Origin of the sequence: Pontibacter sp. 13R65, assembly GCF_047525655.1 — a bacterium.
Classification (GTDB): Bacteria; Bacteroidota; Bacteroidia; order Cytophagales; family Hymenobacteraceae; genus Pontibacter.
In genome coordinates this window covers 1-25,578 of sequence record NZ_JBLIQL010000015.1, presented here as the reverse complement: position 1 = coordinate 25,578, position 25,578 = coordinate 1, and the positions used below count along the sequence as shown (strand labels likewise).

Genomic DNA, 25,578 nt, shown 5'->3' with positions numbered 1-25,578 from the left:
TCTTCAGCATAACTATCAGGAGTTATATCTGTTGGTGCAATAAGCTGGCTCTCCAATTATTGTAATGAAATTGGCCTTCCGGAGGCATTTAGAGCTGCCATAAGGCTAGGGCAGGCTACCCGTTTTTAAGCAGTAGCTACATTTTGTGCATTGCTCTGAATGATATGTGGGGTAGCTGGCGAAGGCTGTGTGATAGCACCCGCCAGTGACAAGGTGAGCAGCGACACTGCTATAAAGCCCCAATCAACGGCATTGGGCTGGCCTGAGAGTATGGCTACAGAAATAAAAACAGCCCACCCTAAAGTACAGAGCCTGGAAAGCGAACGTTTATCTGCTTTCCACAAAAACGTTGTCAGAACACTTAGCAGAATGAGAGTAATCACCGTCAGGCTAGTGCCGAATCGGATGCTCAGCAGCCCGTAAAACGTGTAATAAATACTGCTGGCATAAAATGCCGATAACCCCACACAAAATATGGCTAGCATAACAAAAGCTCCTTTATGATGATTACTTTTAGAGGCGAGAAATAAACTGAGTAAACTTGCCAGGAAGGCAACAGCGCTAGGAAACCAATTCTCTGCAATGCCTGCATGCTCGTCTCGTTCGGCAGGTGCAAATAGTAGGAAAGCAGTTAATAAGCCTCCTGATAAACACAAACCACTTCCTAACAACAGCAGTACTAGCTTTGCCGACACTTCATACTGGAAATAAATTCCTTGTTTAGCTGCCAAGTTTTTGAAGTTGTTCCTGGTGCTGCTTTTGGCGGCATACACCAGCATAGCAAGTATCAGGCTCCACGAACCAAATATTTCGGAGCCCTCCTCCAGTAGAAGAAGCCAGGTTGGTCGTAGCCACACCTCATCAGCAGCGGCATTGCGCATAGCACTGATTTCAATATGCTCCTGAATCGGGTTACTGGCAAAAAATAAAATACCCACCATTGCCGGTACCAGAGCAGCCTTGAAAGACCAAAGCCTGAGCAGGACGAATCCTGCCATATAGAGGGCAACCAACCCTACCAGCACAAAGAAAACAATCCAGCCCAGATCATTGCCTATTACATTAAAAGCAGCAGTGTCGCCAATGGTTTCATGAAAGGAGCCCACCTCGTCGAGAGACAACAGCGCAAAAATTAAACTGAAGCCAATCCAGCCATAACTTAACATCCTGTCTTTCCAGCTAACATAATACTGATAATCGGCACTAAAACACAATAGCGCGGCAACAGATGCTAACAAGAGTAGCATGCCGGAGTACCAGGAGGCAAGAACATTCTCAGAAGCTAAGTTTCCTAAAGAGAATAACTTGATGACGTTTTTGGTCATAAGCTGGTCCATAAAAGCAGCAGATGCTCCTACTTCTAGAATGTTGTAATAGTAGTTTATAACTCCAGTAGTAGCTAAAAACGAGATGTTTAGCACTGCAAGGGCAGCAAGTAAACCTGTAATTTGCCTGCGGGTTACATAAAACGTGAGTAAAGATGTATGCATATAATGATGTAAAATTTACCGATAGGACAGGGTTAGTAATGAATTAAATTAAAGAGTATAGTAACCTAGGCACTCAAAGTGCCAAAATAGCTTTGGAAGGCTGTTTTTATTTAAATAATTTGAATCTGGCCACTTTGTTATAGCCCCTGTTATAGAGTAAATTCAGGCAGCAACTTTTCAGGAGTTTGTAGAACAGAGGTTTTAAGCAGTAGCTTCTGGAAAGCTCTGCCTTTCTGCCTCAAACTTAAATAATGCTGTGTGGCAGTGAGTTTAATTTTACTATGATTTTGTGTTTTGTTATTAATTTTTAAATATAGTAAACTTTAAATAACAATTAAAAAATATTTAGTTAATGCTAAATATTGACTAGTTTATTTTACTGCCGATTAAGGCAGGCTATTATACTCTATGTTCTATATTAGCACAGAACAATTCCACAATTTAGCAAGCCAACATCTTACAAATTATTACCTTTGCATCTGTTATAGTACTTGCATTACATAATTTATAAAAATATGCTCCGAACACATACTTGCGGTGAACTCAGACTAGACGTAGCAGGTGAAGAAGTAGTACTTACAGGTTGGGTACAACGCCTCCGCGACAAAGGCGGCATGCTCTGGATCGATCTCCGCGACCGTTATGGAATAACTCAGCTCAGCTTTGAAGAAGGCGTTACCTCGCCAGAACTTTTTGAGCAGGCACGTAGCCTGGGCCGTGAGTTTGTGATACAGGCGACTGGGCAGGTTATTAAGCGTTTCTCTAAAAACGATAAAATACCAACCGGTGCCATTGAAGTGAAGGTAACAAAGCTGGAGGTACTGAATGCAGCCAAACTACCTCCTTTCCTGATCGAAGACGAAACCGACGGCGGCGACGACCTGCGCATGAAATACCGTTACCTGGACCTGCGCCGTACGCCAGTGCGTCGTAACCTGGAGCTGCGCCACCGCATGATGCGCGAAACCCGCAACTATCTCGATAACCTGAGCTTTATAGAGGTAGAAACGCCGGTGCTGATTAAGTCAACGCCAGAGGGTGCCCGCGACTTTGTAGTGCCTTCGCGCATGAACCCAGGCGAGTTTTACGCCCTGCCGCAATCGCCGCAAACGTTTAAGCAGCTGCTGATGGTGTCGGGCTTCGACCGGTATTTCCAGATTGTAAAGTGCTTCCGCGACGAAGACCTGCGTGCCGACCGCCAGCCGGAGTTTACGCAAATAGACTGCGAAATGGCCTTTATTACGCAGGAAGATATTCTGAATACTTTCGAAGGCTTTATCCGTCACCTGTTTAAAACAGTAAAAGGAGTGGAGATAGCTGAGCTGCCCCGTATGTACTATGCCGATGCTATGCGCCTCTACGGTTCCGATAAGCCAGATACCCGCTTCGGGATGCAATTTGTGGAGCTGAATGAGCTGGTGAAGAACAAAGGTTTTAAAGTGTTCGACGATGCGGAACTAGTGGTAGGTATAAATGCCAAAGGAGCTGCCAGCTACACCCGCAAGCAACTCGACGAGCTGACCAATTTTGTGAAGCGGCCGCAGATTGGTGCTACCGGTTTGGTATATGCCCGTGTGGGAGAAGATGGCAGTGTGAAATCGTCTGTTGATAAATTTTACTCGCCGGAAGATCTTCAGGCCTGGGCTGCTGCTTTTGAAGCTGAACCTGGAGACCTGTTCCTGATATTGGCTGGTGGAAAAGACAAAACACGCAAAGCCCTGAACGAGCTACGCCTGGAGGTAGGGGAGCAACTTGGCCTGCGCGATAAGAATGTGTTCTCACCGCTGTGGGTAGTAGACTTTCCGCTGCTGGAGTGGGATGAGGAAACCAATCGTTACCACGCCATGCACCACCCGTTCACTTCTCCAAAGCCAGAAGACCTGCACCTGATCGACTCAGATCCGGGAGCTATTAGAGCAAATGCTTACGATATGGTAATTAATGGAGTAGAAGTAGGTGGTGGCTCTATCCGTATACACGATCGTGGGGTGCAGGAGCAGATGTTCAGCTTGCTGGGCTTTACCAAAGAAGAAGCAGTAGCACAGTTTGGATTCCTGATGAACGCCTTCGAATACGGCGCTCCTCCGCATGGTGGCATCGCCTTCGGCTTCGACAGGTTATGCTCCTTGTTCGGTGGTGCCGACTCTATCCGCGACTTTATTGCCTTCCCGAAAAACAACTCGGGCCGTGATGTTATGATAGATGCTCCGTCGCCAATTGCCAATGCGCAACTCGACGAACTGCAGATAAAGCTGAAGTAGCTTCTTTTGAGGTAGGACATAAGACGCAGACATAAGATTTATATAGTAGCGCCTGCCACAGATTTTCAGTGGCAGGCGCTACTGTTGTAAGTGGTCAGGTTTAAATCTTTGAAATTATTCTAATGTAAATAGCCTTCTAAAGGATTTTCCGCTATAGTATCTTCATATAAAAAGCACTTTAGAATCGGATAAAACAAAAAAGGCTGCCTCTTCCGAAGCAGCCTTTTTTGTTTTGATGTTAAAGAATACTTATATCAGGTCGCTTACGATGGCTGGTGCCAAACCGAGTAAGATAGTAATAGCAGCCATTATGATAAGTACTACAGATGCAAAGCTTGTGACACGTACGCGCTCGTAGTTTCCGGCTGGTTGCATATACATAGCAATTACTACTTTAAAGTAATAGTAAATACCTACGGCTGCCAACAGTACGGCAACAACAACTAACCAAATCAGGCTATTGTCTTCAACTACTGATGTAAACACAAAGAACTTACCGAAGAAGCCTGCTGTAAGCGGGATGCCAGCCAATGAGCACATCGACACCGTCATTACAAAAGCGAGCAGTGGGTTTGTCTGGCCTAATCCGTTAAAAGTGGCAAACGATTCCTCGTCACGTTGCACCGTTACCAGTTTCAGTACCCCAAAAGCAGCAATGGTAGCCACTGAGTATGCCAGCGAGTAAAAGAAGATAGCAGACTCAGACCGCTCGTTAAAAGCGATGAGTGCCATAAGCAAGTAGCCAGCGTGGGAAATACTGGAGTAGGCCAGCATTCTTTTTACACTGCCCTGCACGGCTGCTCCGATATTGCCTACTACCAAGGTAAGCACAGTAATGGCGATTAGTGTCGGGAACCAGGTGGTGTAAGAAGAGGCAAAGGCAGCGTTCATTAACTTGTAAAAGGCCGCTACACCTGCAATTTTCACGACGGTGGACATAAAAGCAGTGAAAAGAGTAGGAGTACCTTCGTACACATCTGGAGTCCAGAAATGGAATGGCGCGGCAGAAATTTTAAAGGATATGCCGATAATGGTAAGCAGCAGGCCCAGAATAAACATGGTGTTTTCAATGCCTTCTGCCCCAATGCTGGTGCCAGCTATGGTACTGATGTCGAAGGAGCCGGTGGCACCGTAGATCAGCACAATACCAAACAGCAGCACTCCGGTAAAGAACGAGCCCATCAGGAAGTATTTCAAGGCTGCCTCATTGGAACGTTGTTTCTTTTTATCGGAACCTGCCAGTATGTACATGCTAATAGAAAGAATCTCGATGCCAAGGAAAAGCATGATCATGTTCTCGAAACCCACCATCATGATGGCGCCTAAGAGCGAAAACAGCAGTAGCGAGTAGTATTCGGCCAGGTTCTCGTCCTGATCAGCCACATAGCGTTGCGAGAAAGGCAGAATCAGCAGGGTAGATAGCACCATAATGCCCGTAAAGGCCACCGCATAATTATCGATGGTGAGCATGTGGTTGAAATAGCTTTGCGGATCGTTCCAGCTAAATAGGTTTACCCCAAACACGATCGCCAGGAAAAGCAGTGCCAGTGGCAACAAAACTCTGTTAGATTTCAGGAACCCTGCAAAGAGGTTAATAATCCCGAATCCGGCTAGAAGTATAATGGAAATCATATCGTTGTTTTTCTTCTAAATCGTTTCTTATATTATCTCCTCTGAATAATGTTCAGCAGGTTAAACACGGCAGGCTCTGAAATATCGAGGAAGGTGTTTGGGAACAAGCCAATCCAGAATACCATGATTACTAATGGGATCAGCACTGCTTTTTCGTTAAAAGTCAGGTCTGCAAAAACCTCCGTCTCCGGCGATTTGGTGCCAAACATAACACCCTGGAACATACGCAGCATGTATACTGCACCCAGAATTATGGTTACACCGGCAACTGCTCCAAAAACATAGTTGTACTGGAACACACCAGATAGCAGCAGGAATTCGCCTACAAATCCATTGGTAAGCGGCAGTGCCACAGAACCCAGCATCAGAATCATAAAGCAGATAGAAAGGGCCGGCGTAGACTGTGTAATTCCGCCCAGGTTCAGAATCTCTCTCGTTTTGGTGCGGCTGAAGATAATATCGATGATGAAGAACAAGCCTACTACGTTGATACCGTGGCTCAGCATCTGGATAACGCCACCTTGCAAGCCCTGCTCAGTTAGCGAGAAAATACCCGCAGAGATAAGTCCTACGTGTGCTATAGAGGAGTATGCGATCAGGCGCTTCAGGTCGCGCTGCCTGATGGCGATTATAGAACCGTAGATAATACCGATTATAGATAGCACCAGCACCACATCCAGCCATTGGCTGGCGCCATTCGGCACCACCGGCAGCAACCAGCGCAACACGCCGTAAATACCCATTTTCAGCATAATGCCGGAAAGAAGCATTGTGGCTTGCGTAGGAGCTTCGGTGTAAGTATCGGGTTGCCAGGTATGGAACGGGAACACCGGCATTTTAATAGCAAAGGCCAGGAAAAGGAACCAGAAGATCCAGCTTTGGGTACTGGAATCCAGAGCGAGCTGGTAAAATGCGTTTACATCAGATGAGTGTGCTGCTACACCTGTACCTGCCGTCTGGAAGTACAGGTAAATAAAGGCAGCCAGCATAAAGAACGAACCAAAGATGGTGTAGACAAAGAACTTGAAGGTAACGGCCACACGTCTGGCTCCGCCCCAAATGGCAGAGATAAAGTAAACCGGAATAAGGGCCACTTCCCAGAAGAAGTAAAACAGGAAGGCATCTTGTGCTACAAACACACCTATCAGGCCCGTCTGCATAAACAGAATCAGAGCATAAAAGGCATTGGGTTTTTTGTAATCGTGCTTAAAGCTGGAAAGTACAATAAGAGGAACCAGAAAGGTTGTGAGCAGCACCATCAGGAGGCTGATCCCATCCATGCCAATACTGAAACTGATACCGGCACTTTCTACCCATGGCACAGAAAGTGCAAATTGAGGAGCTGTTCTGTCTACCACAAAGGAGGTGGCTGCAAAAAGGGCAAAGGCAAATTCAACAAGTGCTGCTATAAAAGCCACACGCTTGGCTCCCTGTCCTTTTACAAGGAGTACCAGCAGGGCAGCCAGGGCAGGCCAGAAAAGTAATAAAGCTGTGATCATCTTCTATGAACCTTATCCGATAAAGAAGTTTAAAAATAGAATCAGCACGATGCTGAATACCATTACCATAACATAGAACCCGATGGCGCCGCTTTGGGCATAGCGAAGGGTGCGGCCACTAAATGTTACAAACTTGCCTACACCATTTACAATGCCATCTACCAACACCACATCTACAAAGCGATAGAAGGCAGTTGAAAGCCACATAAGCGGACGTACAATGATGTTATTATAAATTTCGTCGATGTAATACTTGTTGTACACCAGGTTATGAACAGGCGAAAGCGGAGTGTCCTCTGATACGGGCACTGTTTCTTTCTTCACATACATTACATAGGCAATGATGATGGCTACAATAGCCACAGCCACTGAAATACCCATGAGCAAATACTCTGTTTCGTGCGAAAGGTGCATGGGTTCGAAAGGCGTAGCGTTAATGCCTTTGGCGTAGTTGTAAAGTGGCGACAGGTAACTGCCAATGATATGGTTAGAACCGAATACAGAAGGAATACCTAAGAAACCACCAAAGGTCGACAGAACAGCCAGTACGATAAGTGGAATGGTCATAACGGCAGGAGATTCGTGCAGGTGGTGGCGTTGCTCCTCAGTACCTCTGAATTTGCCAAAGAAAGTCAGGAACAGGAGGCGGAACATGTAGAAAGCTGTCATGAAGGAGGCCAGCAGACCAAATGCCCACATAATGGTGCTGTGCTGGTACACGTGCGCCAGCAGCTCATCTTTAGAGAAGAAACCGGCAAATGGTGGAATACCTGAAATAGCCAGTGTACCGATCAGGAAGGTGAGGAAGGTAATAGGCAAGGCTTTTTTCAAACCACCCATGTTACGGATATCCTGCTCGTTGCTCATAGCATGTATAACAGAACCAGCGCCTAAGAAGAGGAGTGCCTTAAAGAATGCGTGGGTAAGCACATGGAACAGCGAAGAAGAGAAAGCCATAACACCTAAAGCCAGGAACATAAAACCTAACTGGCTAACGGTAGAGTAGGCAAGCACTTTTTTGATGTCGTTTTGGGCCAATCCTATGGTAGCGGCTACTAAGGCAGTTACCAGACCAATTATGGCAATAACATCTAGTGTGGTAGGAGCGAGGATGAACAGCACGTTAGAGCGAACCACCATGTAGATACCAGCCGTTACCATGGTAGCAGCGTGGATCAGGGCCGAAACCGGTGTAGGACCTGCCATCGCATCTGGTAACCAGGTAAACAACGGAATTTGGGCACTTTTACCCATGGCACCTACAAACAGCAGCATGGTAATGGCAATCAGTACAGGAGTGTCTACGCCAGCTACGCGAGTAGCTTCTGCAAATACCTGTGGGTAGCTCACGCTGCCGAAGGTTATAAATATCAGGAAGATACCGAGTAGAAAGCCAAGGTCACCGATGCGGTTCATAATAAAGGCTTTCTTGGCAGCATTGTTATAGTTCGTGTTTTTGTTCCAGAAACCGATGAGCAGGTAGGAGCAGAGCCCAACGCCTTCCCAGCCTACAAACATCATCACGTAGTTGGAGCCCATTACGAGCAGCAGCATTGAGAACATGAACAGGTTCAGGAAAGAGAAGAATTTGCCGAAGCCTTCGTCGTGGCTCATGTAGCCGGCAGAGTACAGGTGTATCAGAAAACCGATACCTGTTACCATCAGCAGCATCAGGAGCGTAAGCTGGTCTATCAGGAATGAAAACCCGATTTGCAGACTCCCTACTGAAATCCAGTTATAAAAATCGACGGTGTAGGGGCGGCTGCCGGAAGAAGTGAAATCGAGGAAAAGGTAAACCGAGATCAGGAAGGAGGCCAGTACGGTGCCGCAGCCTATGAGCCCTACCAAACCTTTTGGTAATTTCCGGTTGCCCAGGCCATTTAAGGCAAAGCCAATAAAGGGGAGCAGTGGAATAAGCAAACACAGCAGTGCCATTTCCGGTCTATTCGCGGGCATTACTATTTCTTGCATGAAGCTATTGTAGTTAAGTTGAGCTGTTCAGAAAAATAAGATATTACCACTTCAGATGATTGAGCAGTTGCACATCGGTTGAGCGGAGGTTGCGGTAAATCATAACAATGATAGCCAGGCCAACGCAAACTTCGGCGGCTGCCACTGCCATAATAAAGAATACAAATACCTGTCCATTAGGGTCCGATCTGTAGGCCGCAAATGCTGTGAGGAGCAAGTTCACTGCATTCAGCATCAGCTCCACACACATGAAAATAACAATGGCATTGCGCCTGGTAAGCACTCCGATTACGCCAATAGAAAATAAGGCTGCGCTAAAGTAAAGGTAATACTCTAATGGAATGGTTCTGATAACCTCAGGTATATGGTTCATCTTCCGTGGGTCTGAACGTGATTGTGTTTATGGTACAAAGCTATACTTAAGTAGCAAAGTTACCCCAATTTTTAAAAAACCATAACATATTTCTCCTCTAATAGCGTTATCTCGGCGTTGTTTGCCTGGTTCAACCTGTTTTTTCCTGAATTTGGTGTAGACTATACTTGCTGGCTGGTTTTACTGCTCCTGCTGCGCCTCCCTTAGTTTGATTTCTGCTGTTTCTGTTACTGTTAGAATACAATTATAGGCTAAGGCATACAAGGTACTTTCTGCCTCTGGAAGTCTTGTTTTATTAGCAGAATTAGCAGGTCCTGATTGGGGCATGGCAGATAGCTAAATTACTGAATGATATATCTGGAGATACCGGAGCCTGTCTCAAATCCGGACCTGGGGTGGGGCCTGGCTCTCAGCTACTATTGTTTGCTCCGGAAGGGCATTTTCATTAGAATAATTTGTTTGCGATAGTATGTCGTTACGCAGTACAGGTATATTGGGAGGTGTATAATTATTTAAATTATAAAGACCTTCCGGAGCCTTTTAGTGTCTTAAGGCTTTGAGGGTTATAGGTAGTGGCTGGTGTGTCGGGAAACATGAAAATATAAAATTAAGCTTCCCATAATGGCACTGGCCCTTAAACCTGCGTATAAGCTTTTTCGAACGGTACATTTACCTCTAGTTTTATTTCATGATGCTACAAGATAATTTACCAAGTCTGCTGTTACTCTTTCTTGTCCTACTCACTGTTTCTTGCCGAAGTGTGCCAACCACTAACCATGTAGTTACTTCAGATGCTCCGTTTTCCATAGAAGCTAAATCCAGAATGAGAGCTGTTATCCAGAAAAAAATATTATTTGACAACATTCCCTCGGGCTCCGGCCTGGAAGAACACAACGGTTCATTTTATGTTATCGGCGACGATTCGCCGTACCTGTACCGGCTCGACCAAAACTACCACTTGTCTGAACGGTTTGCGCTCTCCGACACCAGTAGCTTTGCCTCCGGCAGAGTGGCGAAGGCTGTTAAGGCAGACTTGGAAGGGCTTACTAAGATTGAGGCAGACGGCTACACTTACTTGCTGATGCTTGGCTCAGGCTCCACTCCGGCCCGCAATAAAGCTTACCTGGTAGAGGTGCCCACTACCGCCACTGCTAAGCCTGTGATTACTGAGTACGCGCTGGACTCACTTTACCAGGATATGCAGCAAAACAAAGAGATAATTGGAGATGGCCTGTTGAATATAGAAGGGGTAGCATCGGGAGCGGGTAAGCTGTATTTGTTGCAGCGTGCGCTAGGCTCTAACCGCAATGTGCTTATAACTTTTGAGCAGCAGGAGTTCCTAGATTACCTGCAGGAGGGAGGAGGTGGTTCCCTTCCGACCTACACACTGTCTTTTTTCAGGCTCCCGATTATGGGGGTGCAGGAGGCAGGTTTTTCTGGAGCTTATTTTTATGAAGATAAATTATTTTTTACTGCCTCTATAGAAGGCACCACCGATGCCGTGGCCGATGGTGTTATTCTGGGCAGTTACATCGGGTTTATTCCTTTGCAGCAGCTCTCCACAGATTCAACGGTTGCCACTGTTGCGCCTGCTGGCGTAATTACCAGGCAAGACGGAGCCATTTTTACTGGTAAGGCGGAGTCGCTGGTCGTGCTTGAGAGTAGTAACCGGAACCGGCGTTACCGCATTCTGGCTGTAACCGATAACGATCGGGGAAATTCTGAATTACTGGAAATTAACCTTCGGCTAAACCAATAAAAAAGCCAGTGCTTGTAGGCACTGGCTTCCTGAATAAATTTAAAGCAGCTTAAAAATGCTTTTCTCCCACTTCTTTTTTGCCTAGCATTACGGCTCCTACCATGGCTACCAGAAAGAGCACCGAAGCTAACTCAAACGGCAGCAGGTAATCTCCAAAAAGTACTTTGCCCAGGTTTTCAACCATTCCGATTTGCGAATCGAACGTTTCGGGGTTGTAGGTTCTAACAGTAGCTTCTTTCATGGCTGCAATGAGAACTACAAACAGCAGGCCACCGGCAATGGTACCCGTAAATTTACTAATAAGAGACGTTTTGACCCGCTCCTGGTTCTGGTTCAGGAACATGATTACGAACAGGAACAGAACCATGATGGCACCGGCATACACAATAATGTTTACCGCTGCCAGGAACTGCGCATTCAGCAATACATAATGTGCCGTAATAGTAAAGAACGTTAATATCAGGAAGAGTACGCTATGTACTGGGTTTTTTGAAATAACTACCATTAAGGCACAAAGCAGCGTAAGCGACGCCAGAAAGAAAAACAGGTTATCTGTCATTGGAGTTTATTTTGTTTCGGTCGTTTTAAGAGGTTCTACCAGTCTGTCTTTGCCATAAATAAATTCATCGCGCTCATAACGGGCCGGTGCAATTTTATCGTCTTGCAGGAAGATGGCAGCTTTTGGACAAGCCTCTTCGCATAAGCCACAGAAGATGCAACGCAGCATGTTTACCTCGTACGTAACTGCATATTTTTCTTCGCGGTATAAATGCTCTTCTCCGGTTTTGCGTTCTCCGGCTATCATGGTAATAGCTTCCGCCGGGCAAGCTACAGCACACAGACCGCAGGCGGTGCAACGTTCACGACCTTGCTCATCGCGCTTCAGCACATGCAAACCACGCCATACATCGCTCCGTTGCCTTGTTTGCTCCGGGTACTGTATAGTGGCTTTCTTTTTAAAGAAGTGCTTTATGGTAATGCCAAGACCCTGTACTATGGCCGGTATGTACGCTCTTTCGGCGAACGACATTTCCTTCTTTCCCAGTTTCTTGCTTCTATTTGATAGTGGTTCCATTTCTTTTGTTTTGATTGTTAATCAGGTACTTGTTTTTAGAACAGGGCACCTGCCTGTAACATTCAATTAGATGAACTATTAATTAAAAAAGTGGTCTTTTAACAGAATACCGCCACCTGTCAGAATAATGTTCAGGATAGCCAACGGAATTAATATCTGCCATCCAAGTTTCATGAGCTGATCGAAGCGGAAGCGTGGAAGCGTCCAGCGAACCCACATGAAGAAAAAGATAAAGAAGAATATCTTTAAGAACATGACCACTACACCAATCACTGTAATCACATTGTTGGCTGTTACCGGATCATCTGAAATCAGGGCTCCCAGTTCGTTCATGAACGGAAAGTTGTAGGCTCCGAAGTAAAGCGTAGCCATTACCGCCGAAGCCACAAAGATGTTGATGTATTCTGCGAACAGGAATAAGCCCAGTTTCATAGAGCTATACTCTGTGTGGTAACCGCCTACCAGCTCAGCCTCACACTCTGGTAAGTCGAAAGGAGTACGGTTAGTTTCTGCAAAAGCACACACCAGGAAAATAATGAAGCCCAGTGGCTGGTACCAGATGTTCCAGTTAAAGCCTGCCTGCTGCGCTGCAATTTCTCTTAGCGATAGAGAGCCCGTCATCATTAGCACGGCAATAATAGAAAGGCCCATAGCCAATTCGTAGCTAATGTTCTGAGAGGCAGCACGAATAGCGCCCAGCAACGAAAACTTGTTGTTGGAAGCCCAACCACCAATCATCAGTCCATACACCCCCAGCGATACTACTCCAAATACGTAGAGCAAGCCAATGTTTACTTCAATGGCCTGTAGGTAAACTTCGCGGCCTCCGATAATAAGCATATCGCCAAACGGAATAACTGCACTCGACATACAGGCAATCAGCATTGCTACACCAGGACCCAGAATAAACAGGGTTCTGCTCGATTGTGCCGGAATAAATTCTTCTTTAAAGAACATTTTACCAGCATCAGCCAGAGGCTGCAGCAAACCAAGCGGGCCTGCACGGTTTGGTCCTACACGGTCCTGAATAAAAGCAGCTATTTTACGTTCTGCATACGTAGAGTAGGTGGCAATCAGGAGGGTAATACCAAAGATCACCAGGATGTAAATGGTTTTATAAATTAAATCTACTGATTCCATTGTTCTGGGGCGTTAGGTAAATCTTTTTTAGCTGATCGGGGCAGGTTTGGCACGATAGGTACGTTTACCACCGGTAGCTCGTAATGGTTTGCCGAAATTACAGACCCTCTGTCTATGTGGCGAGGTCCTTCTATTGTCCAGTCGCTCATTTCTTTTTTATCGAAACGGCAGGTATTACAGATAAACTCCTCCACCTCGTTGTACTTGTCTTTGCGCGCTGTTACGCGCAGCACCTGGTCGCCACGGTTCCATAGCGTTACTTTTCCACTACAGGTAGGGCAGTCGCGGTGGGCATCGAGTGGCTTGGTGAACCAAACACGGTTTTTAAAGCGCCAGGTCTTGTCGGTGAGGGCTCCTACCGGGCATACATCAATCACGTTCCCCGACATTTCGTGGTCAACTATGTTTTCGATGTATGTTCCAATTTCAGCTGCGTCGCCACGACCTAGTACCCCGTGCACTCGCTTTTCTGCAATTTGGTCTGCGGTGTATACGCAACGGTAGCAAAGGATACAGCGTGTCATGTGCAGCTGTATGTAAGGGCCTAAGTCTGTTCTGTTAAAGGTCCTTCTTTCTTCTTCGTAGCGCTGGGCACTTACACCATGCTCATAAGAGAGATCCTGCAGGCTACACTCACCAGCCTGGTCGCAGATAGGGCAATCAAGCGGGTGGTTTATGAGGAGCATCTCTACAATGCTTTTTCGGGCATTCAGTACATCTTCGTTTGTAGTGTTCTCCACCACCATACCATCCTGCACCTGCGTGATGCAAGAGGCTACCAGCTTAGGCATAGGGCGCGGGTCTTTGGTTGAGCCTTGCGTAACCTTTACCAGGCACACACGACACTTGCCTCCACTACCTTTCAGCGGAGTGTAGAAACACATAGCCGGTGGCACTACTTTACCGCCAATTTTTCGGGCAGCTTGTAGAATGGTAGTGCCATCCTCTACTTCTACTTCAATGCCATCGAATGTTATCTTAGCCATTAGTATTGTTTATCCTTTATGATTGTCAGCAGCTTTACTGCCTTTCATCTCTTTAGTTATTGTTAATTCCTTTTCAGGACTCTTATATATTACTTTTTAGATGGTTCTTAAGAACATTCTTTCTATTTGCCCTTAACTTCTCCTTGTTAAAGGAGGTAAGGTTTAACTCCCTGTTCCTGAAATTGCCTTTTAGAGAAGCAAGTAGCAATCATCTAAAGCCTAATATTTAAAATTTAAGCTGTAACTGTATCCAGTTGGCCTCTGTACACGGCTCCTGGTGCTGTGGCCTCTTTAGGATGTTTAATGTGCCATTCAAACTCATCGCGGAAGTGGCGGATGGCTGCTGCAACCGGCCATGCAGCTGCATCACCCAGCGGGCAAATCGTATTTCCTTCTATCTGTTTGGCTACGCTTACCAGCAGGTCTATGTCTTGCTGATGGCCGTGTCCGTACTCAATGCGGTGCAACACTTTTTCCATCCAGCCAGTGCCTTCGCGGCAAGGGCTACACTGGCCACAGGACTCATGATGATAAAAACGGGAGTAGTTCCACGTGTTACGCACAATGCATTGGTCTTCATCAAACACGATGAAGGCACCGGAGCCCATCATGGATCCAGAAACGAATCCTCCATCTGAAAGTGATTCATAAGACATTAAGCGACCTTCGCCGGCTGCTGTCTTCAGAATAAGGTTCGCAGGCAAAATAGGAACAGAGCTTCCTCCTGGCACTACCGCCTTCAGTTGTTTGCCTTTCCAGATGCCACCGCAGTACTCGTCAGAGTAAATAAATTCTTCTACCGGTACACCCAGTTCAATTTCGAACACACCCGGATTGTTGATGTTTCCGCTTGCTGAGATCAGTTTAGTGCCCGTGCTGCGGCCGATACCTACTTTGGCATACTCAGCTCCTGTGTTATTCACGATCCAAGGCACACTGGCAATGGTTTCCACATTATTTACCACAGTTGGAGAAGCAAAAAGGCCTTTCACAGCCGGAAACGGAGGCTTGTTACGCGGGTTACCACGTTTACCTTCCAACGATTCTAACAGAGCTGTTTCTTCACCACATATGTAAGCACCACCACCTGGAGCCACGTGCAAATCGAGGTCATAACCTGAACCCAGAATGTTTTTGCCTAGCAAACCAGCGGCATAAGCCTCTGCAATGGCTTTTTCCAGAATGCGCAAAATGAACATCAGTTCACCCCGGATGTAGATATAAGAAGTTTTGGCACCCAATGCGTAGCTAGAAGTAATCATTCCCTCTATCAAGGCATGTGGGTTACGCTCCATAAACCAACGGTCTTTAAAAGTGCCCGGCTCCGATTCGTCGGCGTTGCACACCAGGTAACGCGGCACACCTTCGGGTTTAGCCAAAAAGCTCCATTTCATACCCGTTGGGAAGCCTGCACCACCACGGCCACGGAGGCCAGAGGTTTTTACTTCTTCCACCACCTCTTCCGGAGTCATCGTTTTTACGGCTTTCTCTACAGATTTGTAGCCACCATGCTTGCGATAAACCTCCAGCGTTTCGATGCCGGGTACGTTAATATGTTCAGTTAATATTTTAAGTCCCATAAAGCAGGATATCTTTCTTTATTAGTCTTGGCTTATTAAAATAAATTCGGCCTTTATTTTTTAGAGTAAGCGGCTTGGTGGTAAGGCGTTTCTACCTCTGATTTGCGCATCATGTCTAAGAAAGCATCCACTTGTTCTTCTGTTTCCAGGTTTTCGTAGAATTTCTCGCGCACCTGCAGCATGGGGCCGGTACCGCAGGAGGCCAGGCATTCAACAGGCTTCAGAGTGAACAGGCCATCGGCACTTGTGCCACCTTCTTCCACGTTTAGCTTTTGCTTTAGTGTTTCTATCAGCTGGTCGGCACCACGCAGGCAGCAGGGGCCGGTGCGGCAAACTTCTAACACGTGCTTGCCAACTGGCTTCAGGTTAAACATGGTGTAAAAGGTTGCTACCTCATACACCTCTATAGGCTGAATATCCAGAATTCTGGCTACTTCGTCCATCACTTCCGGGCTCACCCAGCCGCCAAACTCGGCTTGGGCAATGTGCAGTATCGGTAAGATAGCCGATTTCTGACGGCCCTCCGGGTAGTGGCTGATGTACCGTTGTATATCGGCCATGGCCGCATCAGAAAACTTAACTTCGTTTTTAGTCTCTGCCATTATTACAAATTTCACTGGATGTTTCGAACAACCAATGTTACATGATGAATATAAAGAATTAAGAGTCCAGTTCGCCTGCAATTACGTTGAGGCTACTCAAAGTAAGAATAGCGTCTGATAACTGGCTGCCGATGATGAGCTCTGAGTAAGCCTGGTAATAGATAAAGCAAGGTCGGCGGAAGTGGAGCCTGTATGGCGAACGGCCACCGTCGCTGATGAGGTAGAACCCAAGTTCACCGTTACCTCCTTCTACAGAATGATACACTTCACCTTTAGGGGCATCCGTTTCTCCCATTACTATTTTAAAGTGATAGATCAGGGCTTCCATGCTGGTATAAACCGCTTGCTTCGGAGGCAGGTAATAATGTGGCGCATCGGCGTGGTAAGAACCTTCTGGAAGGTTGGTCACAGCCTGCTTGATTATTTTCAGACTTTGCCAGATCTCCTCATTGCGTACCATAAACCGGTCGTAAATATCGCCGTTGGTGCCTACTGGTATTTCAAAGTCGAAATCTTCGTAAGAAGAGTAGGGGTTCATAACCCGTACATCGTAATCTACGCCGGCAGCTCGCAGGTTTGGGCCTGTAAATCCATAGTTCAGGGCACGCTCAGCCGATATTGGACTTACACCTTCTGTTCTGTCTATAAAAATGCGGTTGCGAGTAAGCATGTTCTCAAACTCTCCCCACACTTTCGGGAAACGCACCAGGAATTCCTCAATCAGGTGAATGGCTTTAGGCGACAGGTCGCGCTCCATTCCCCCAATGCGACCCATGTTGGTAGTTAAACGGGCACCGCAAACCTCTTCATAAATATCGTAGATTTTTTCGCGCTCCTGCATTACGTACAGGAAGCCTGTAAGTGCACCTGAGTCCACGCCAATTACAGAGTTACAGATCAGGTGGTCCGAAATACGAGCCAGCTCCATCATGATAACCCGAATGTACTGGGCGCGTTTTGGTATGGTAATTCCCAGCAGCTTTTCCACCGTCATATGGTAGCCCATGTTATTGATCGGGGCAGAACAGTAGTTCATGCGGTCGGTCAGGGGCGTAATCTGGTAAAAAGGCCGGCGCTCTGCAATTTTCTCGAAAGCACGGTGAATGTACCCGATAGTAGGCACCGCCGATTTAATGATCTCCCCGTCCATTTTCAGAATGTTCTGAAAAATACCGTGCGTAGCCGGGTGCGTTGGCCCCAGGTTAAGCGTGGTCAGGGTGTCGTCGTTTTCGTGTTGTAAGGTAAGCTCACGGTACCCTTTGTAATTCTCAAGGGCTGTTGCTTGCTTTATATCTTTTGTTTCAGTAGCCATAAGTATGGTTATTCTGGTTGATCACCGAGCGCCAAATGCTAAGGTGACACAATAGGCCTAGCGCCCGAAAAAAGTATCTATCTTATCTTCTCTGGTCTGATCTTCCAGCGGATATTGCTTCAGCATGGGGTGGTACTGCATATCTTCCACATTTAGAATGCGGGTAAGGTTCGGGTGACCAGTAAATACAATGCCGTAGAAATCGAATGTTTCGCGCTCCATCCAGTTAGCTGTGGCGTAGAGGTGCGTGAGCGTAGGCACTACCGGATCGGCTGCCGAAACATACACCTTTATGCGGAGGCGATAATTGTGACGCAGGCTGTGGAGTTGGTACATTACACACAGTTCCTTGTCTTTCTGATCGGGATAGTGGATGCCGCACATGGTGGTAAGGAAGCGAATTTGCAGCGCCTCCTCATCGTACAGGTACTGTATTAGGGGTACGATGGTATCACGGTCGGTAAAAAAGGTCATGATGCCATCCGGATTGTAAGCATCGCGGATGTGGTCTTCCCCAAATTTGTCTACAAGCAGACCAAGTACATTCTCGTTCGTAAGCTCCATGCTTATTTTATGTTATAAGAGGCTAACAATGCCTGGTATTCAGGTGAGTTACGGCGGCGAAGCGATTCATTCTCGGCCAGGTCCTGCACACGCAGCACGCCATCCAGAATCTGCTCAGGGCGTGGCGGGCAACCAGGCACATACACATCAACCGGAATAATTCTGTCAATGCCCTGGAGCACTGAGTACGTATCGAAAATACCACCGGAAGTGGCACACGCTCCAACGGCGATTACCCAACGGGGCTCAGCCATTTGCTCATATACCTGCTTTACTACCGGTCCCATTTTTTTAGCGATAGTTCCCATCACCATCAGTACGTCGGCCTGGCGTGGTGAGAAGCTCATGCGTTCTGATCCGAAGCGCGAAAGGTCGTAAGTGGAGCCCATGGTGGCCATAAACTCAATGCCGCAGCAAGAGGTAGCAAAAGGAAGTGGCCAAAGCGAGTTCTTGCGAGCAAGACCTACAATTTTTTCGAGTGAAGTAGCAAAAAAACCTGCACCAGCGTGTCCTTCTGGTGCCTCCGCGTAATTTATATCTTTATTTGTATCGCTCATGTCTAACTTTTTAAAGTTGTTCAAAATTTGGTGTTTAGCCCTCAATCAGAACAACAGTTTGTTTGCAAAAGTTTAATAGTTTGCTACTTCAAAATACCTTTCTTAAGCTCATAATAGAAGCCGGCAAGCAGTACTCCAAGGAAGATAAGCATCGGCACAAAATAGGTCATACCATATTCCCTGAAGTTAACAGCCCATGGGTACATGAAAATAATTTCCACATCGAATAGCACAAACAAGATGGCCGTCATGAAATATTTATAAGAAATAGGCGTGCGAGCGTCGCCTATAGATTCGACTCCACTTTCCCAGGCAGCGTTTTTTACATCGCTTTTTCGCTTAGGTCCCAACAGGTGCGTAAGGCCAAGGGCGAATAACACAAAGCCCAAGGCTGCTGCAAACTGTATCAGAATGGGCAAATAATCTGATGGTACGTACTGATCCACAGATGTTTCCATATTGTTAAAGTGCTTTTTTGAATTTGGTACCAAAATTAGGGATAATTAGCCAAGAATCAAAAGGTAAAATCTAACTCAGGTTAATACAGATTTTCTGCCTTTTTTGCCCCATAAATACAAAAAAGAGCCATGCAAAGGGCATGGCTCTGGAGCATTAGTTTAAGGTGCCGATAAAAGATAACAATAATTTACTATTTCCTTAAGAAGGTAATTTTTAGTAATTGCTATACTTGTTAGAATTTAATCAACTTGCGAGTAGCTACTACCTCGCCGGCCTGCAACTGCAGCATGTACAGCCCAGCCGGGTAACTTGCCAGATCAAGTTCCTGCTGCTTGCTTGCCGCCGGAAGCTGTTTTTTGAAAACTACTCTACCCGTCATATCTGTAATTTGAAGAAGCGTTGGAGTAGCAGATTGTGTCAGGCTTAGGGTGATTTTGCCTGCTGTAGGGTTAGGATATGCTGCTGTCAGGAGTTCTGCTGCTGCCAAAGGAGAAGAAGTTACAACCTGAAAGTCTGAGTAGACAGTGCGGTTGGTGTTTGCGTAAGATTGAGAATTTACGTCCCATGTTTTTTGAATTACTTCTGAACGCTGATTATTGAAGTTATAGCTGTTTTCATAAAGAAAGCTATAACGTATAGCCCAGGCGTTATTAACCCAATCCTTTGCCTCTCCCAGAGTTGGATTCCCATTAGCATCAAAGCTAGTTTTGTATTTAGCTTTATTTATCCACGCATTACTTGTCCAACTCTCATATAAAGCTTCATAACCATTATTCTCTCCATAATTCGTGGTAACTTTATCATTGTTCATCCATGTATCGTTTTTCCATACTTGTTGGGTATAGCTTGTAAATATTTGTTCCAAGTAATGAGGAGCATCCCGATTGGTGTCAATGTTGTTCCAGACTATATTGATTATTTGGTAACTGTTAACTAAGGTGCCTAGCTCGTTCACCTCTTTATACAAAATCTCAATAGGAGGCAGGTTGGGCGCAGCGTAAGTGTATGTATAGCTGTACCTAGCTGTAGATCCATCTTTTGTATATCCAGATTCTGATACAAGCATTCCAACTTCATTATATGCAAATGCTTTTTTATACCTGGCTACTAAGGAGCCATTGCCCTAGTATTCATAATTTGATTCAGTTACTCGCCCAGCTTGATCATAAGTATTCTCATGCTTATTGCTGGTATTCAGAACCCAACTTTCATGCTTCCAGCTGTACCTAGATTCCTCTATTAGATGGTCAAATTTGTCATAAATGATAATCTCTTTTGAATAATTTGTATTGTCTTCTCTCTTTGTAAGACGTTCTATTGTACGACCCTTGCTATCATATTTATAGTATGTAGTTGAAATTTGTCCCCAATCAGTTCCGTTAAAATTATACTCCATGCTTTGAAGCGGTTTTGCAATAGCGTCTCTAATGCTATTGCCCAAGTATATTCCTGTGAAATTTATAGGAGTGGTTGGCTTAACTTCTTGGGGTTTAGCAATGAAAAGTCCAGAAGGTAAATAATTTTGTGCTCCGGCGTGTGATGGTGCAATTATTAAAAATATATTAAAAATTAATGCATAAATATGTGCTTTAAAGAGGAGGGGCAACATGTAAGGATTTCTCATGATAGCTGGTAAGTAGGTATGTCAATTATAAAAAAGGTAGCCAATATACTTTAAGTTATTGGTATGTGTTGATTCTTATAATATTGTTGTTAAAAGAAAGTGGTGATTTAAAGTAATATTGAGTAAAGCTAATTTTAGCTACCAAAACCGCTCTAGAAGGTCCATTTTATTAGAAGAATTGAAAAGTCATATTTTGCCTAAATTAAAGAGGAGTGTGCCCAAGAGAGGCCTATGTGTTAACCCTCATATAAAGCCTCTTGAAGGTCCTTTTCATTAGAAGAATTGTATTTAAGCGAGAGGTGCATCTGCAGTGCTTTGGGCTTGCCTCACAAAAAAGCCCTGTCTCTGATAAACAGAAACAGGGCTTTGAAGTCTATAGTTGAGTGCTTATTTATCTTCTTCCAGGAAGGGATAGCGATAATCAGTTGGCGATACAAAAGTCTCTTTGATAGAACGAGCTGATACCCAACGCAGCAGGTTAAGCATAGAACCGGCTTTGTCGTTGGTGCCGGAGGCGCGGGAGCCACCAAAAGGCTGTTGGCCCACAACGGCACCGGTTGGCTTATCGTTTATGTAGAAGTTGCCGGCTGCATGACTCAGCGCTTTTGCTGCTCTTTCGATAGCGTAGCGGTCGCGGCTGAAGATGGCACCGGTAAGAGCATAAGGCGAAGTTTCGTTGATCAGCTGCAGCGTGTCTTCAAAATTGTCCTCGTCGTACACATAAATGGTAATAACCGGCCCGAAAATCTCTTCGCACATGGTCACATACTGTGGGTTGTGCGACAGGAGTACGGTTGGTTCTATAAAGTATCCTTTCGATTTGTCGTAACCGCCGCCAGCAATAATCTCCACTTCTGGGCTTTCTTTGGCGTTATCTAGGTACTTGGCAATCTTATCAAACGACTTTTCGTCGATTACCGCATTAATGAAGTTCGAGAAGTCTTCGGGTGAGCCCATTTTAAACGACTTCACATCTTCCTGCACATAAGCTTTAACTTCCTCCCAAAGGTTGCTCGGAATATAGGCGCGCGAAGCAGCAGAACATTTCTGACCCTGGTACTCAAAAGCTCCTCTCGTAATTCCGGTAGCCAGCCCTTTGGCATCGGCAGAAGGGTGTGCCAGAATAAAGTCTTTGCCACCTGTTTCGCCTACAATGCGTGGGTAGGTTTTGTACTTGTGAATGTTATTGCCAATCGCTTTCCAGATGTTTTGGAAAACGGCAGTGCTACCGGTAAAGTGGATGCCGGCAAACTCTGGATGGCTGAAAATGATGTCCCCAGCTACTGGGCCATCTACATAAACCAGGTTGATAACGCCCTCTGGCAAACCTGCCTCCAGCAGCAGCTCCATAATTACATGGGCGGCGTAAATTTGAGTATAAGCTGGTTTCCATACCACTACATTGCCCATAAGAGCGGCAGAGGCAGGTAAATTGCCGGCAATAGCTGTGAAGTTAAATGGCGTAAGCGCAAACACAAAGCCTTCTAATGGGCGGTGCTCCATACGGTTCCATACACCCGGCGAAGACTCTGGCTGCATTTGGTAAATTTCGGTCGCATACTGTGCGTTAAAGCGCAGAAAGTCTATCAGTTCGCAGGCGGAGTCGATTTCAGCTTGATATGCATTTTTTGACTGACCGAGCATGGTAGCAGCGTTCATGCGGGCTCTCCAGGGGCCAGCCAGCAGGTCGGCTGCTTTCAGAAAGATGCTGGCGCGGTGCTCCCAACTCATGTTAGCCCACATTTCGCGAGCGGCCAGGGCTGCATTTATAGCCTGCTCCACATGCTCTCCTTCGCCTTCGTGGAAGTAACCCAGAATGTGCTGGTGGTCATGCGGCTGCACGAGTGGGTGCTTTTTGTCGGTGCGCACCTGGTCTCCTCCAATGTACATCGGCACATCCACCTCCTTCGATTTCATTTCTTTGTAGGTGCGTTGCAGCTCTGCTCTTTCCGGGGAACCTGGTGCATAAGTTTTTACAGGTTCGTTTATTGGGGTTGGTACTTTAAAGAATCCGATTCCCATAGATGTAATTTTCCTTAGATTTAAGATTAGTAATTTGTATCAGGGTAATGGCGCCACTCAGCATGCTGAGGTGGCAAACCATAAATATACGCCGATATTATGACAGAACGAAAGAAAGGGTAGTAGGAGTTCAGTAGCTCTGCTGCCTCCACTTCTGCTTTTTGCTTTAAACTGTTATTTACAGGATCTGCCGTAACTGGCTGAGACACTGTATTTCGTAGGTGGGCTTGCAGCGGTGCTTGTAGTTTTCAGGATTGAAAAACACTTGGTCTATGCCTGCTGCTTTGGCGCCTTCTATATCGCATTCAATGTTGTCCCCGATCATGAGGCAATCCTGTGGTCTTACTTTTATACGCTCCAGGGTGTGCTCGAATATGCGCTTGTCGGGTTTTTTGTAGCCGCAACACTCTGAGGTTACAATTTCTTTAAAGTAGCTGCTGAGCTTAGAGGAATTCAGTTTAATATATTGTACATCTCGGAACCCATTGGTAACAATGTGTAGGCCGTATTTGGGTTGCAGATATTGCAGCAGGTCGTAAGTAAAAGGAAATACGGCTGTTTTAGTAGGGCAAAGGTCTGTGTAGGCTTTTGATAACCCCTCCGGCACTTCATGCACCTCTAATCCAAGGCCGGTTAGTGTTCTGATAAAACGCTGGTTACGCAACTCTTCCTGTGTTATTTTCCCTTTGTTGTAGAGGTCCCAGAGGCGGTGGTTTACGAACTTATATTTTTTGTAAAACGAGTCTCGGTCAAACTTACCATGTGCGGCCAGTTCAAACTGATCGTATAAGGTAAAAAGAGTTTCTTCTGAATTTTTTTCAAAGTCCCAGAGTGTATGGTCCAGGTCAAATAATATATGTGTGTAGGTTTTCATGCAATGCTTACCGTGAAGTAAATAAAACGGCTGGCGCTCGCGGATGTTGCGGGGGCGTTGCCAGCTAAAAATAACAAGAGATTAACTGCAGATATGGTGCAATAATTGCTGGTATAGGAAGTTGAAGCTTTGGAGCGAGCCCGTCAGGAGGCAGTCCAGCGCCGGGCTTGCAACTTGTTGATAGCCAGCTCCCGGTTAGAATACAGAATCTGGTAAATTTCCTGATCTTTTAACAAAACGGCATCCTGACTGAGATAGGCGAATAACTGGTGCAGTAATTCGGAGGTATCTTCTTTGAGTGCATAATATACCCATTGGTCTATTTTGCGGGTAGTTACCAGCCCGGCGCTGCGCAGGTAACTAAGGTGCCTTGATGTTTTGGTTTGAGTGTAGTCCAGCACATGTTCCAGGTCGGAGGTGCACATTTCTTTGTTTCGGAGGATCAGGTGCAGTATCCTGATGCGGGACTCATCGGCCAGTGCTTTAAATACCTGTTCCCCGTAAGGTAGGTCAAACTGTTTAAGGCTCATAGTTAAGTTGTCTAAACAAATTTAGCAAAAAGCTGCTATAATAAATTATTATGAAGTAAATTGAACCACATGAAGCTGACTATAGTACCCGATTTCTTTTTTCTGAAAAAAAATAAATGGCTGCTCGTGCCTCTGCTGGCAGTTTGCTGCCTATTGTTGAGTGCGCCTCAGGAGGCAAAAGCTCAGGGCGGCGGACGCGTGGTGCAACTTTCTGGTTTTGTAGCGCTCGGCGATAGCCTGTATGGTGTGGCAGCTGTAAGCGTGTATGTGCCAGGTACTAACCGGGGTACTTATACGAATGAATATGGGTTCTTCTCGTTGCCAGTATTAGCCGGCGATAGCATTGTGTTTAGCGGATTGGGATACAAAAAGCAATACCTTAAAATACCAAAAACCTACAGCAGCCAAAGCTACTCCATTATTATGCAGATGCAGGAAGAAGCCACTGAACTGCCACAGGTGGAGGTGTTCCCCTGGCCAACCGAGCGTGATTTCAGGCAGGCGGTGCTAGCAGTGAAGTTGCCAGATCAAGGTCGCTCCAACGCAGCCAAGAATCTGGACCCGGCCTTGCTGGAAGAGTTGTTTCGGATCACGCCTATGGATGCCGGTGCTAACTTTAATGTCTGGAATCAGCAGCAGGTGCGGGGTATTGAGCAACAGAACATGATTCCGACGGTTAGTCCTTTTGCTGTATTAAAATTGATTGACATGATTAAGAAAGGTGAGTTTAAAAACAAAAAATAGCTAGTGGTATGGATCGTAGAAGGTAAATTTTAGATACTGGACTCTCCGAATAAATCATTTCTGCCACGAGCTTTCAGCCTTATCTCATTTAAACTTTTTACGAGTACAAAAAGCAAATCTTTAGGTTCTGTCCCCCGGGCAGAACCTTTTTTTATGCGGCTATTGGGCCTTTCTGATAATACTGAGGTCAATTTTCAGGGGGCAGTGGACGCAGAAGAAAATGGCGCATCTGCTTTTGCCAACAGAATGTTACCTAAATAGTTGTCGGGTCAACATAAGGCGGAAAGCTCGCGGCAGGAACGTAACCAAGAGGCATACAATCCCTCAACCACACCCAGCACATCTTCAAATTAATTACTGCATCGGTACATTATACCATTAGTACTTTAATAGATTATTCTAACGTGAACTCGGGAATTAAGCCAATGTTCTGGCGAGGTTAAACTTTTTGTTTTTGTGGTCGAGAAAGGTGTAGGCGGTCAGACCTGAGAGGATGTGGACCAGGGCGTTGATGGGGTTTCGGT

The 25,578-nt window shown here is 45.9% G+C and carries 24 protein-coding genes; 3 read left to right on the top strand and 21 right to left on the bottom strand.

Features of this window, described 5'->3' with window-relative positions; genetic code table 11:
• Window positions 1–125 precede the first annotated feature (125 nt).
• A complete protein-coding gene (locus tag ACMA1I_RS16300) occupies window positions 126–1,490 on the bottom strand; it encodes a hypothetical protein (protein WP_337069474.1) in 1,365 nt (454 codons plus the stop codon).
• A gap of 515 nt (window positions 1,491–2,005) precedes the next feature.
• On the opposite strand from ACMA1I_RS16300, the gene aspS reads away from it, so the two are divergent.
• Window positions 2,006–3,751, top strand: a complete 1,746-nt coding sequence (gene aspS, locus ACMA1I_RS16295; protein WP_337069473.1) for an aspartate--tRNA ligase — start codon at window positions 2,006–2,008, stop codon at window positions 3,749–3,751.
• A gap of 249 nt (window positions 3,752–4,000) precedes the next feature.
• Here the strand turns inward: aspS and ACMA1I_RS16290 are convergent, their stop codons facing one another.
• The 5 genes from ACMA1I_RS16290 to ACMA1I_RS16270 form a co-directional block, all read right to left on the bottom strand.
• Window positions 4,001–5,383 (bottom strand): NADH-quinone oxidoreductase subunit N, encoded by a 1,383-nt coding sequence (locus ACMA1I_RS16290; protein WP_337069472.1) that lies wholly within the window; start codon window positions 5,381–5,383, stop codon window positions 4,001–4,003.
• 32 nt (window positions 5,384–5,415) lie between these two features.
• Window positions 5,416–6,882, bottom strand: coding sequence for an NADH-quinone oxidoreductase subunit M (locus ACMA1I_RS16285; RefSeq protein WP_337069471.1), 1,467 nt, complete (start codon window positions 6,880–6,882; stop codon window positions 5,416–5,418).
• Window positions 6,883–6,894: 12 nt separating this feature from the next.
• A complete protein-coding gene (gene nuoL, locus ACMA1I_RS16280; protein WP_337069470.1) occupies window positions 6,895–8,853 on the bottom strand; it encodes an NADH-quinone oxidoreductase subunit L in 1,959 nt (652 codons plus the stop codon).
• A gap of 43 nt (window positions 8,854–8,896) precedes the next feature.
• Window positions 8,897–9,226 carry an NADH-quinone oxidoreductase subunit NuoK gene (nuoK, locus tag ACMA1I_RS16275; RefSeq protein ID WP_337069469.1) on the bottom strand — a complete coding sequence of 110 codons (330 nt, stop codon included), beginning with the start codon at window positions 9,224–9,226 and terminating at the stop codon, window positions 8,897–8,899.
• 180 nt (window positions 9,227–9,406) lie between these two features.
• Window positions 9,407–9,553 (bottom strand): hypothetical protein, encoded by a 147-nt coding sequence (locus tag ACMA1I_RS16270; RefSeq protein ID WP_337069467.1) that lies wholly within the window; start codon window positions 9,551–9,553, stop codon window positions 9,407–9,409.
• A 496-nt stretch (window positions 9,554–10,049) separates the two neighbouring features.
• Here ACMA1I_RS16270 and ACMA1I_RS16265 point away from each other — a divergent pair, with 496 nt between their 5' ends.
• Window positions 10,050–10,985 (top strand): DUF6929 family protein, encoded by a 936-nt coding sequence (locus ACMA1I_RS16265; protein ID WP_337069466.1) that lies wholly within the window; start codon window positions 10,050–10,052, stop codon window positions 10,983–10,985.
• A gap of 49 nt (window positions 10,986–11,034) precedes the next feature.
• On the opposite strand, the gene ACMA1I_RS16260 is transcribed toward ACMA1I_RS16265, so the two are convergent.
• The 15 genes from ACMA1I_RS16260 to ACMA1I_RS16190 all read right to left on the bottom strand — a co-directional run bounded on the left by ACMA1I_RS16260 (window position 11,035) and on the right by ACMA1I_RS16190 (window position 24,310).
• Window positions 11,035–11,544, bottom strand: coding sequence for an NADH-quinone oxidoreductase subunit J (locus ACMA1I_RS16260; RefSeq protein WP_337069465.1), 510 nt, complete (start codon window positions 11,542–11,544; stop codon window positions 11,035–11,037).
• 6 nt (window positions 11,545–11,550) lie between these two features.
• A complete protein-coding gene (locus tag ACMA1I_RS16255; RefSeq protein WP_337069464.1) occupies window positions 11,551–12,060 on the bottom strand; it encodes an NADH-quinone oxidoreductase subunit I in 510 nt (169 codons plus the stop codon).
• A 78-nt stretch (window positions 12,061–12,138) separates the two neighbouring features.
• Entirely contained in the window at window positions 12,139–13,200 is a 1,062-nt protein-coding gene (gene nuoH / locus ACMA1I_RS16250) for an NADH-quinone oxidoreductase subunit NuoH (RefSeq protein ID WP_337069463.1), read from the bottom strand.
• Window positions 13,188–14,186 (bottom strand): 2Fe-2S iron-sulfur cluster-binding protein, encoded by a 999-nt coding sequence (locus ACMA1I_RS16245; protein ID WP_337069462.1) that lies wholly within the window; start codon window positions 14,184–14,186, stop codon window positions 13,188–13,190. Before ACMA1I_RS16245 ends, nuoH begins: the two co-directional genes overlap by 13 nt.
• A 233-nt stretch (window positions 14,187–14,419) precedes the next feature.
• The gene (nuoF, locus tag ACMA1I_RS16240; RefSeq protein WP_337069461.1) at window positions 14,420–15,766 is read right to left on the bottom strand and encodes an NADH-quinone oxidoreductase subunit NuoF; all 1,347 of its coding nucleotides are present in this window, start codon (window positions 15,764–15,766) and stop codon (window positions 14,420–14,422) included.
• A 53-nt stretch (window positions 15,767–15,819) separates the two neighbouring features.
• Window positions 15,820–16,368 (bottom strand): NAD(P)H-dependent oxidoreductase subunit E, encoded by a 549-nt coding sequence (locus ACMA1I_RS16235; RefSeq protein WP_337069460.1) that lies wholly within the window; start codon window positions 16,366–16,368, stop codon window positions 15,820–15,822.
• Window positions 16,369–16,426: 58 nt separating this feature from the next.
• Entirely contained in the window at window positions 16,427–17,680 is a 1,254-nt protein-coding gene (locus ACMA1I_RS16230) for an NADH-quinone oxidoreductase subunit D (RefSeq protein WP_337069459.1), read from the bottom strand.
• 57 nt (window positions 17,681–17,737) lie between these two features.
• The gene (locus ACMA1I_RS16225; RefSeq protein WP_337069458.1) at window positions 17,738–18,244 is read right to left on the bottom strand and encodes an NADH-quinone oxidoreductase subunit C; all 507 of its coding nucleotides are present in this window, start codon (window positions 18,242–18,244) and stop codon (window positions 17,738–17,740) included.
• 2 nt (window positions 18,245–18,246) lie between these two features.
• Window positions 18,247–18,801, bottom strand: a complete 555-nt coding sequence (locus tag ACMA1I_RS16220; protein WP_337069457.1) for an NADH-quinone oxidoreductase subunit B — start codon at window positions 18,799–18,801, stop codon at window positions 18,247–18,249.
• Window positions 18,802–18,884: 83 nt separating this feature from the next.
• On the bottom strand, window positions 18,885–19,259 hold the full coding sequence (locus tag ACMA1I_RS16215; RefSeq protein WP_337069456.1) for an NADH-quinone oxidoreductase subunit A: 375 nt from the start codon (window positions 19,257–19,259) through the stop codon (window positions 18,885–18,887).
• A 233-nt stretch (window positions 19,260–19,492) separates the two neighbouring features.
• Entirely contained in the window at window positions 19,493–20,326 is an 834-nt protein-coding gene (locus tag ACMA1I_RS16210; protein ID WP_337069455.1) for a T9SS type A sorting domain-containing protein, read from the bottom strand.
• A 57-nt stretch (window positions 20,327–20,383) separates the two neighbouring features.
• Complete coding sequence (locus tag ACMA1I_RS16205) at window positions 20,384–20,884, bottom strand: hypothetical protein (RefSeq protein ID WP_337069454.1); 501 nt, start codon at window positions 20,882–20,884, stop codon at window positions 20,384–20,386.
• 387 nt (window positions 20,885–21,271) lie between these two features.
• Window positions 21,272–22,906, bottom strand: a complete 1,635-nt coding sequence (gene pruA, locus ACMA1I_RS16200; RefSeq protein WP_337069453.1) for an L-glutamate gamma-semialdehyde dehydrogenase — start codon at window positions 22,904–22,906, stop codon at window positions 21,272–21,274.
• A 178-nt stretch (window positions 22,907–23,084) separates the two neighbouring features.
• Window positions 23,085–23,780 (bottom strand): YjjG family noncanonical pyrimidine nucleotidase, encoded by a 696-nt coding sequence (locus ACMA1I_RS16195; protein WP_337069452.1) that lies wholly within the window; start codon window positions 23,778–23,780, stop codon window positions 23,085–23,087.
• 143 nt (window positions 23,781–23,923) lie between these two features.
• Window positions 23,924–24,310 (bottom strand): metalloregulator ArsR/SmtB family transcription factor, encoded by a 387-nt coding sequence (locus tag ACMA1I_RS16190; RefSeq protein WP_337069451.1) that lies wholly within the window; start codon window positions 24,308–24,310, stop codon window positions 23,924–23,926.
• A 69-nt stretch (window positions 24,311–24,379) separates the two neighbouring features.
• Between ACMA1I_RS16190 and ACMA1I_RS16185 the strand changes: the two genes are divergently transcribed.
• Window positions 24,380–25,054: a carboxypeptidase-like regulatory domain-containing protein gene (locus ACMA1I_RS16185; protein ID WP_337069450.1), complete on the top strand. Its 675-nt coding sequence runs from the start codon at window positions 24,380–24,382 to the stop codon at window positions 25,052–25,054.
• Window positions 25,055–25,578: the final 524 nt, after the last annotated feature.

Bases quoted from the DNA above. Each gene is read 5' to 3' on its own strand.
- ACMA1I_RS16230 (WP_337069459.1), bottom strand. From the start codon at position 17,680: ATGGCTACTGAAACAAAAGATATAAAGCAAGCAACAGCCCTTGAGAAT.
- nuoK (WP_337069469.1), bottom strand. From the start codon at position 9,226: ATGAACCATATACCTGAGGTTATCAGAACCATTCCATTAGAGTATTAC.
- ACMA1I_RS16265 (WP_337069466.1), top strand. From the start codon at position 10,050: ATGAGAGCTGTTATCCAGAAAAAAATATTATTTGACAACATTCCCTCG.
- ACMA1I_RS16270 (WP_337069467.1), bottom strand. From the start codon at position 9,553: ATGCCCCAATCAGGACCTGCTAATTCTGCTAATAAAACAAGACTTCCA.
- nuoF (WP_337069461.1), bottom strand. From the start codon at position 15,766: ATGGGACTTAAAATATTAACTGAACATATTAACGTACCCGGCATCGAA.
- ACMA1I_RS16205 (WP_337069454.1), bottom strand. From the start codon at position 20,884: ATGAGAAATCCTTACATGTTGCCCCTCCTCTTTAAAGCACATATTTAT.
- ACMA1I_RS16235 (WP_337069460.1), bottom strand. From the start codon at position 16,368: ATGGCAGAGACTAAAAACGAAGTTAAGTTTTCTGATGCGGCCATGGCC.
- ACMA1I_RS16210 (WP_337069455.1), bottom strand. From the start codon at position 20,326: ATGCTTGTATCAGAATCTGGATATACAAAAGATGGATCTACAGCTAGG.
- ACMA1I_RS16300 (WP_337069474.1), bottom strand. From the start codon at position 1,490: ATGCATACATCTTTACTCACGTTTTATGTAACCCGCAGGCAAATTACA.
- pruA (WP_337069453.1), bottom strand. From the start codon at position 22,906: ATGGGAATCGGATTCTTTAAAGTACCAACCCCAATAAACGAACCTGTA.
- ACMA1I_RS16245 (WP_337069462.1), bottom strand. From the start codon at position 14,186: ATGGCTAAGATAACATTCGATGGCATTGAAGTAGAAGTAGAGGATGGC.
- ACMA1I_RS16190 (WP_337069451.1), bottom strand. From the start codon at position 24,310: ATGAGCCTTAAACAGTTTGACCTACCTTACGGGGAACAGGTATTTAAA.
- nuoH (WP_337069463.1), bottom strand. From the start codon at position 13,200: ATGGAATCAGTAGATTTAATTTATAAAACCATTTACATCCTGGTGATC.
- ACMA1I_RS16195 (WP_337069452.1), bottom strand. From the start codon at position 23,780: ATGAAAACCTACACACATATATTATTTGACCTGGACCATACACTCTGG.
- ACMA1I_RS16290 (WP_337069472.1), bottom strand. From the start codon at position 5,383: ATGATTTCCATTATACTTCTAGCCGGATTCGGGATTATTAACCTCTTT.
- ACMA1I_RS16225 (WP_337069458.1), bottom strand. From the start codon at position 18,244: ATGGAGCTTACGAACGAGAATGTACTTGGTCTGCTTGTAGACAAATTT.
- ACMA1I_RS16255 (WP_337069464.1), bottom strand. From the start codon at position 12,060: ATGGAACCACTATCAAATAGAAGCAAGAAACTGGGAAAGAAGGAAATG.
- ACMA1I_RS16285 (WP_337069471.1), bottom strand. From the start codon at position 6,882: ATGATCACAGCTTTATTACTTTTCTGGCCTGCCCTGGCTGCCCTGCTG.
- aspS (WP_337069473.1), top strand. From the start codon at position 2,006: ATGCTCCGAACACATACTTGCGGTGAACTCAGACTAGACGTAGCAGGT.
- ACMA1I_RS16215 (WP_337069456.1), bottom strand. From the start codon at position 19,259: ATGGAAACATCTGTGGATCAGTACGTACCATCAGATTATTTGCCCATT.
- ACMA1I_RS16185 (WP_337069450.1), top strand. From the start codon at position 24,380: ATGAAGCTGACTATAGTACCCGATTTCTTTTTTCTGAAAAAAAATAAA.
- ACMA1I_RS16260 (WP_337069465.1), bottom strand. From the start codon at position 11,544: ATGACAGATAACCTGTTTTTCTTTCTGGCGTCGCTTACGCTGCTTTGT.
- nuoL (WP_337069470.1), bottom strand. From the start codon at position 8,853: ATGCAAGAAATAGTAATGCCCGCGAATAGACCGGAAATGGCACTGCTG.
- ACMA1I_RS16220 (WP_337069457.1), bottom strand. From the start codon at position 18,801: ATGAGCGATACAAATAAAGATATAAATTACGCGGAGGCACCAGAAGGA.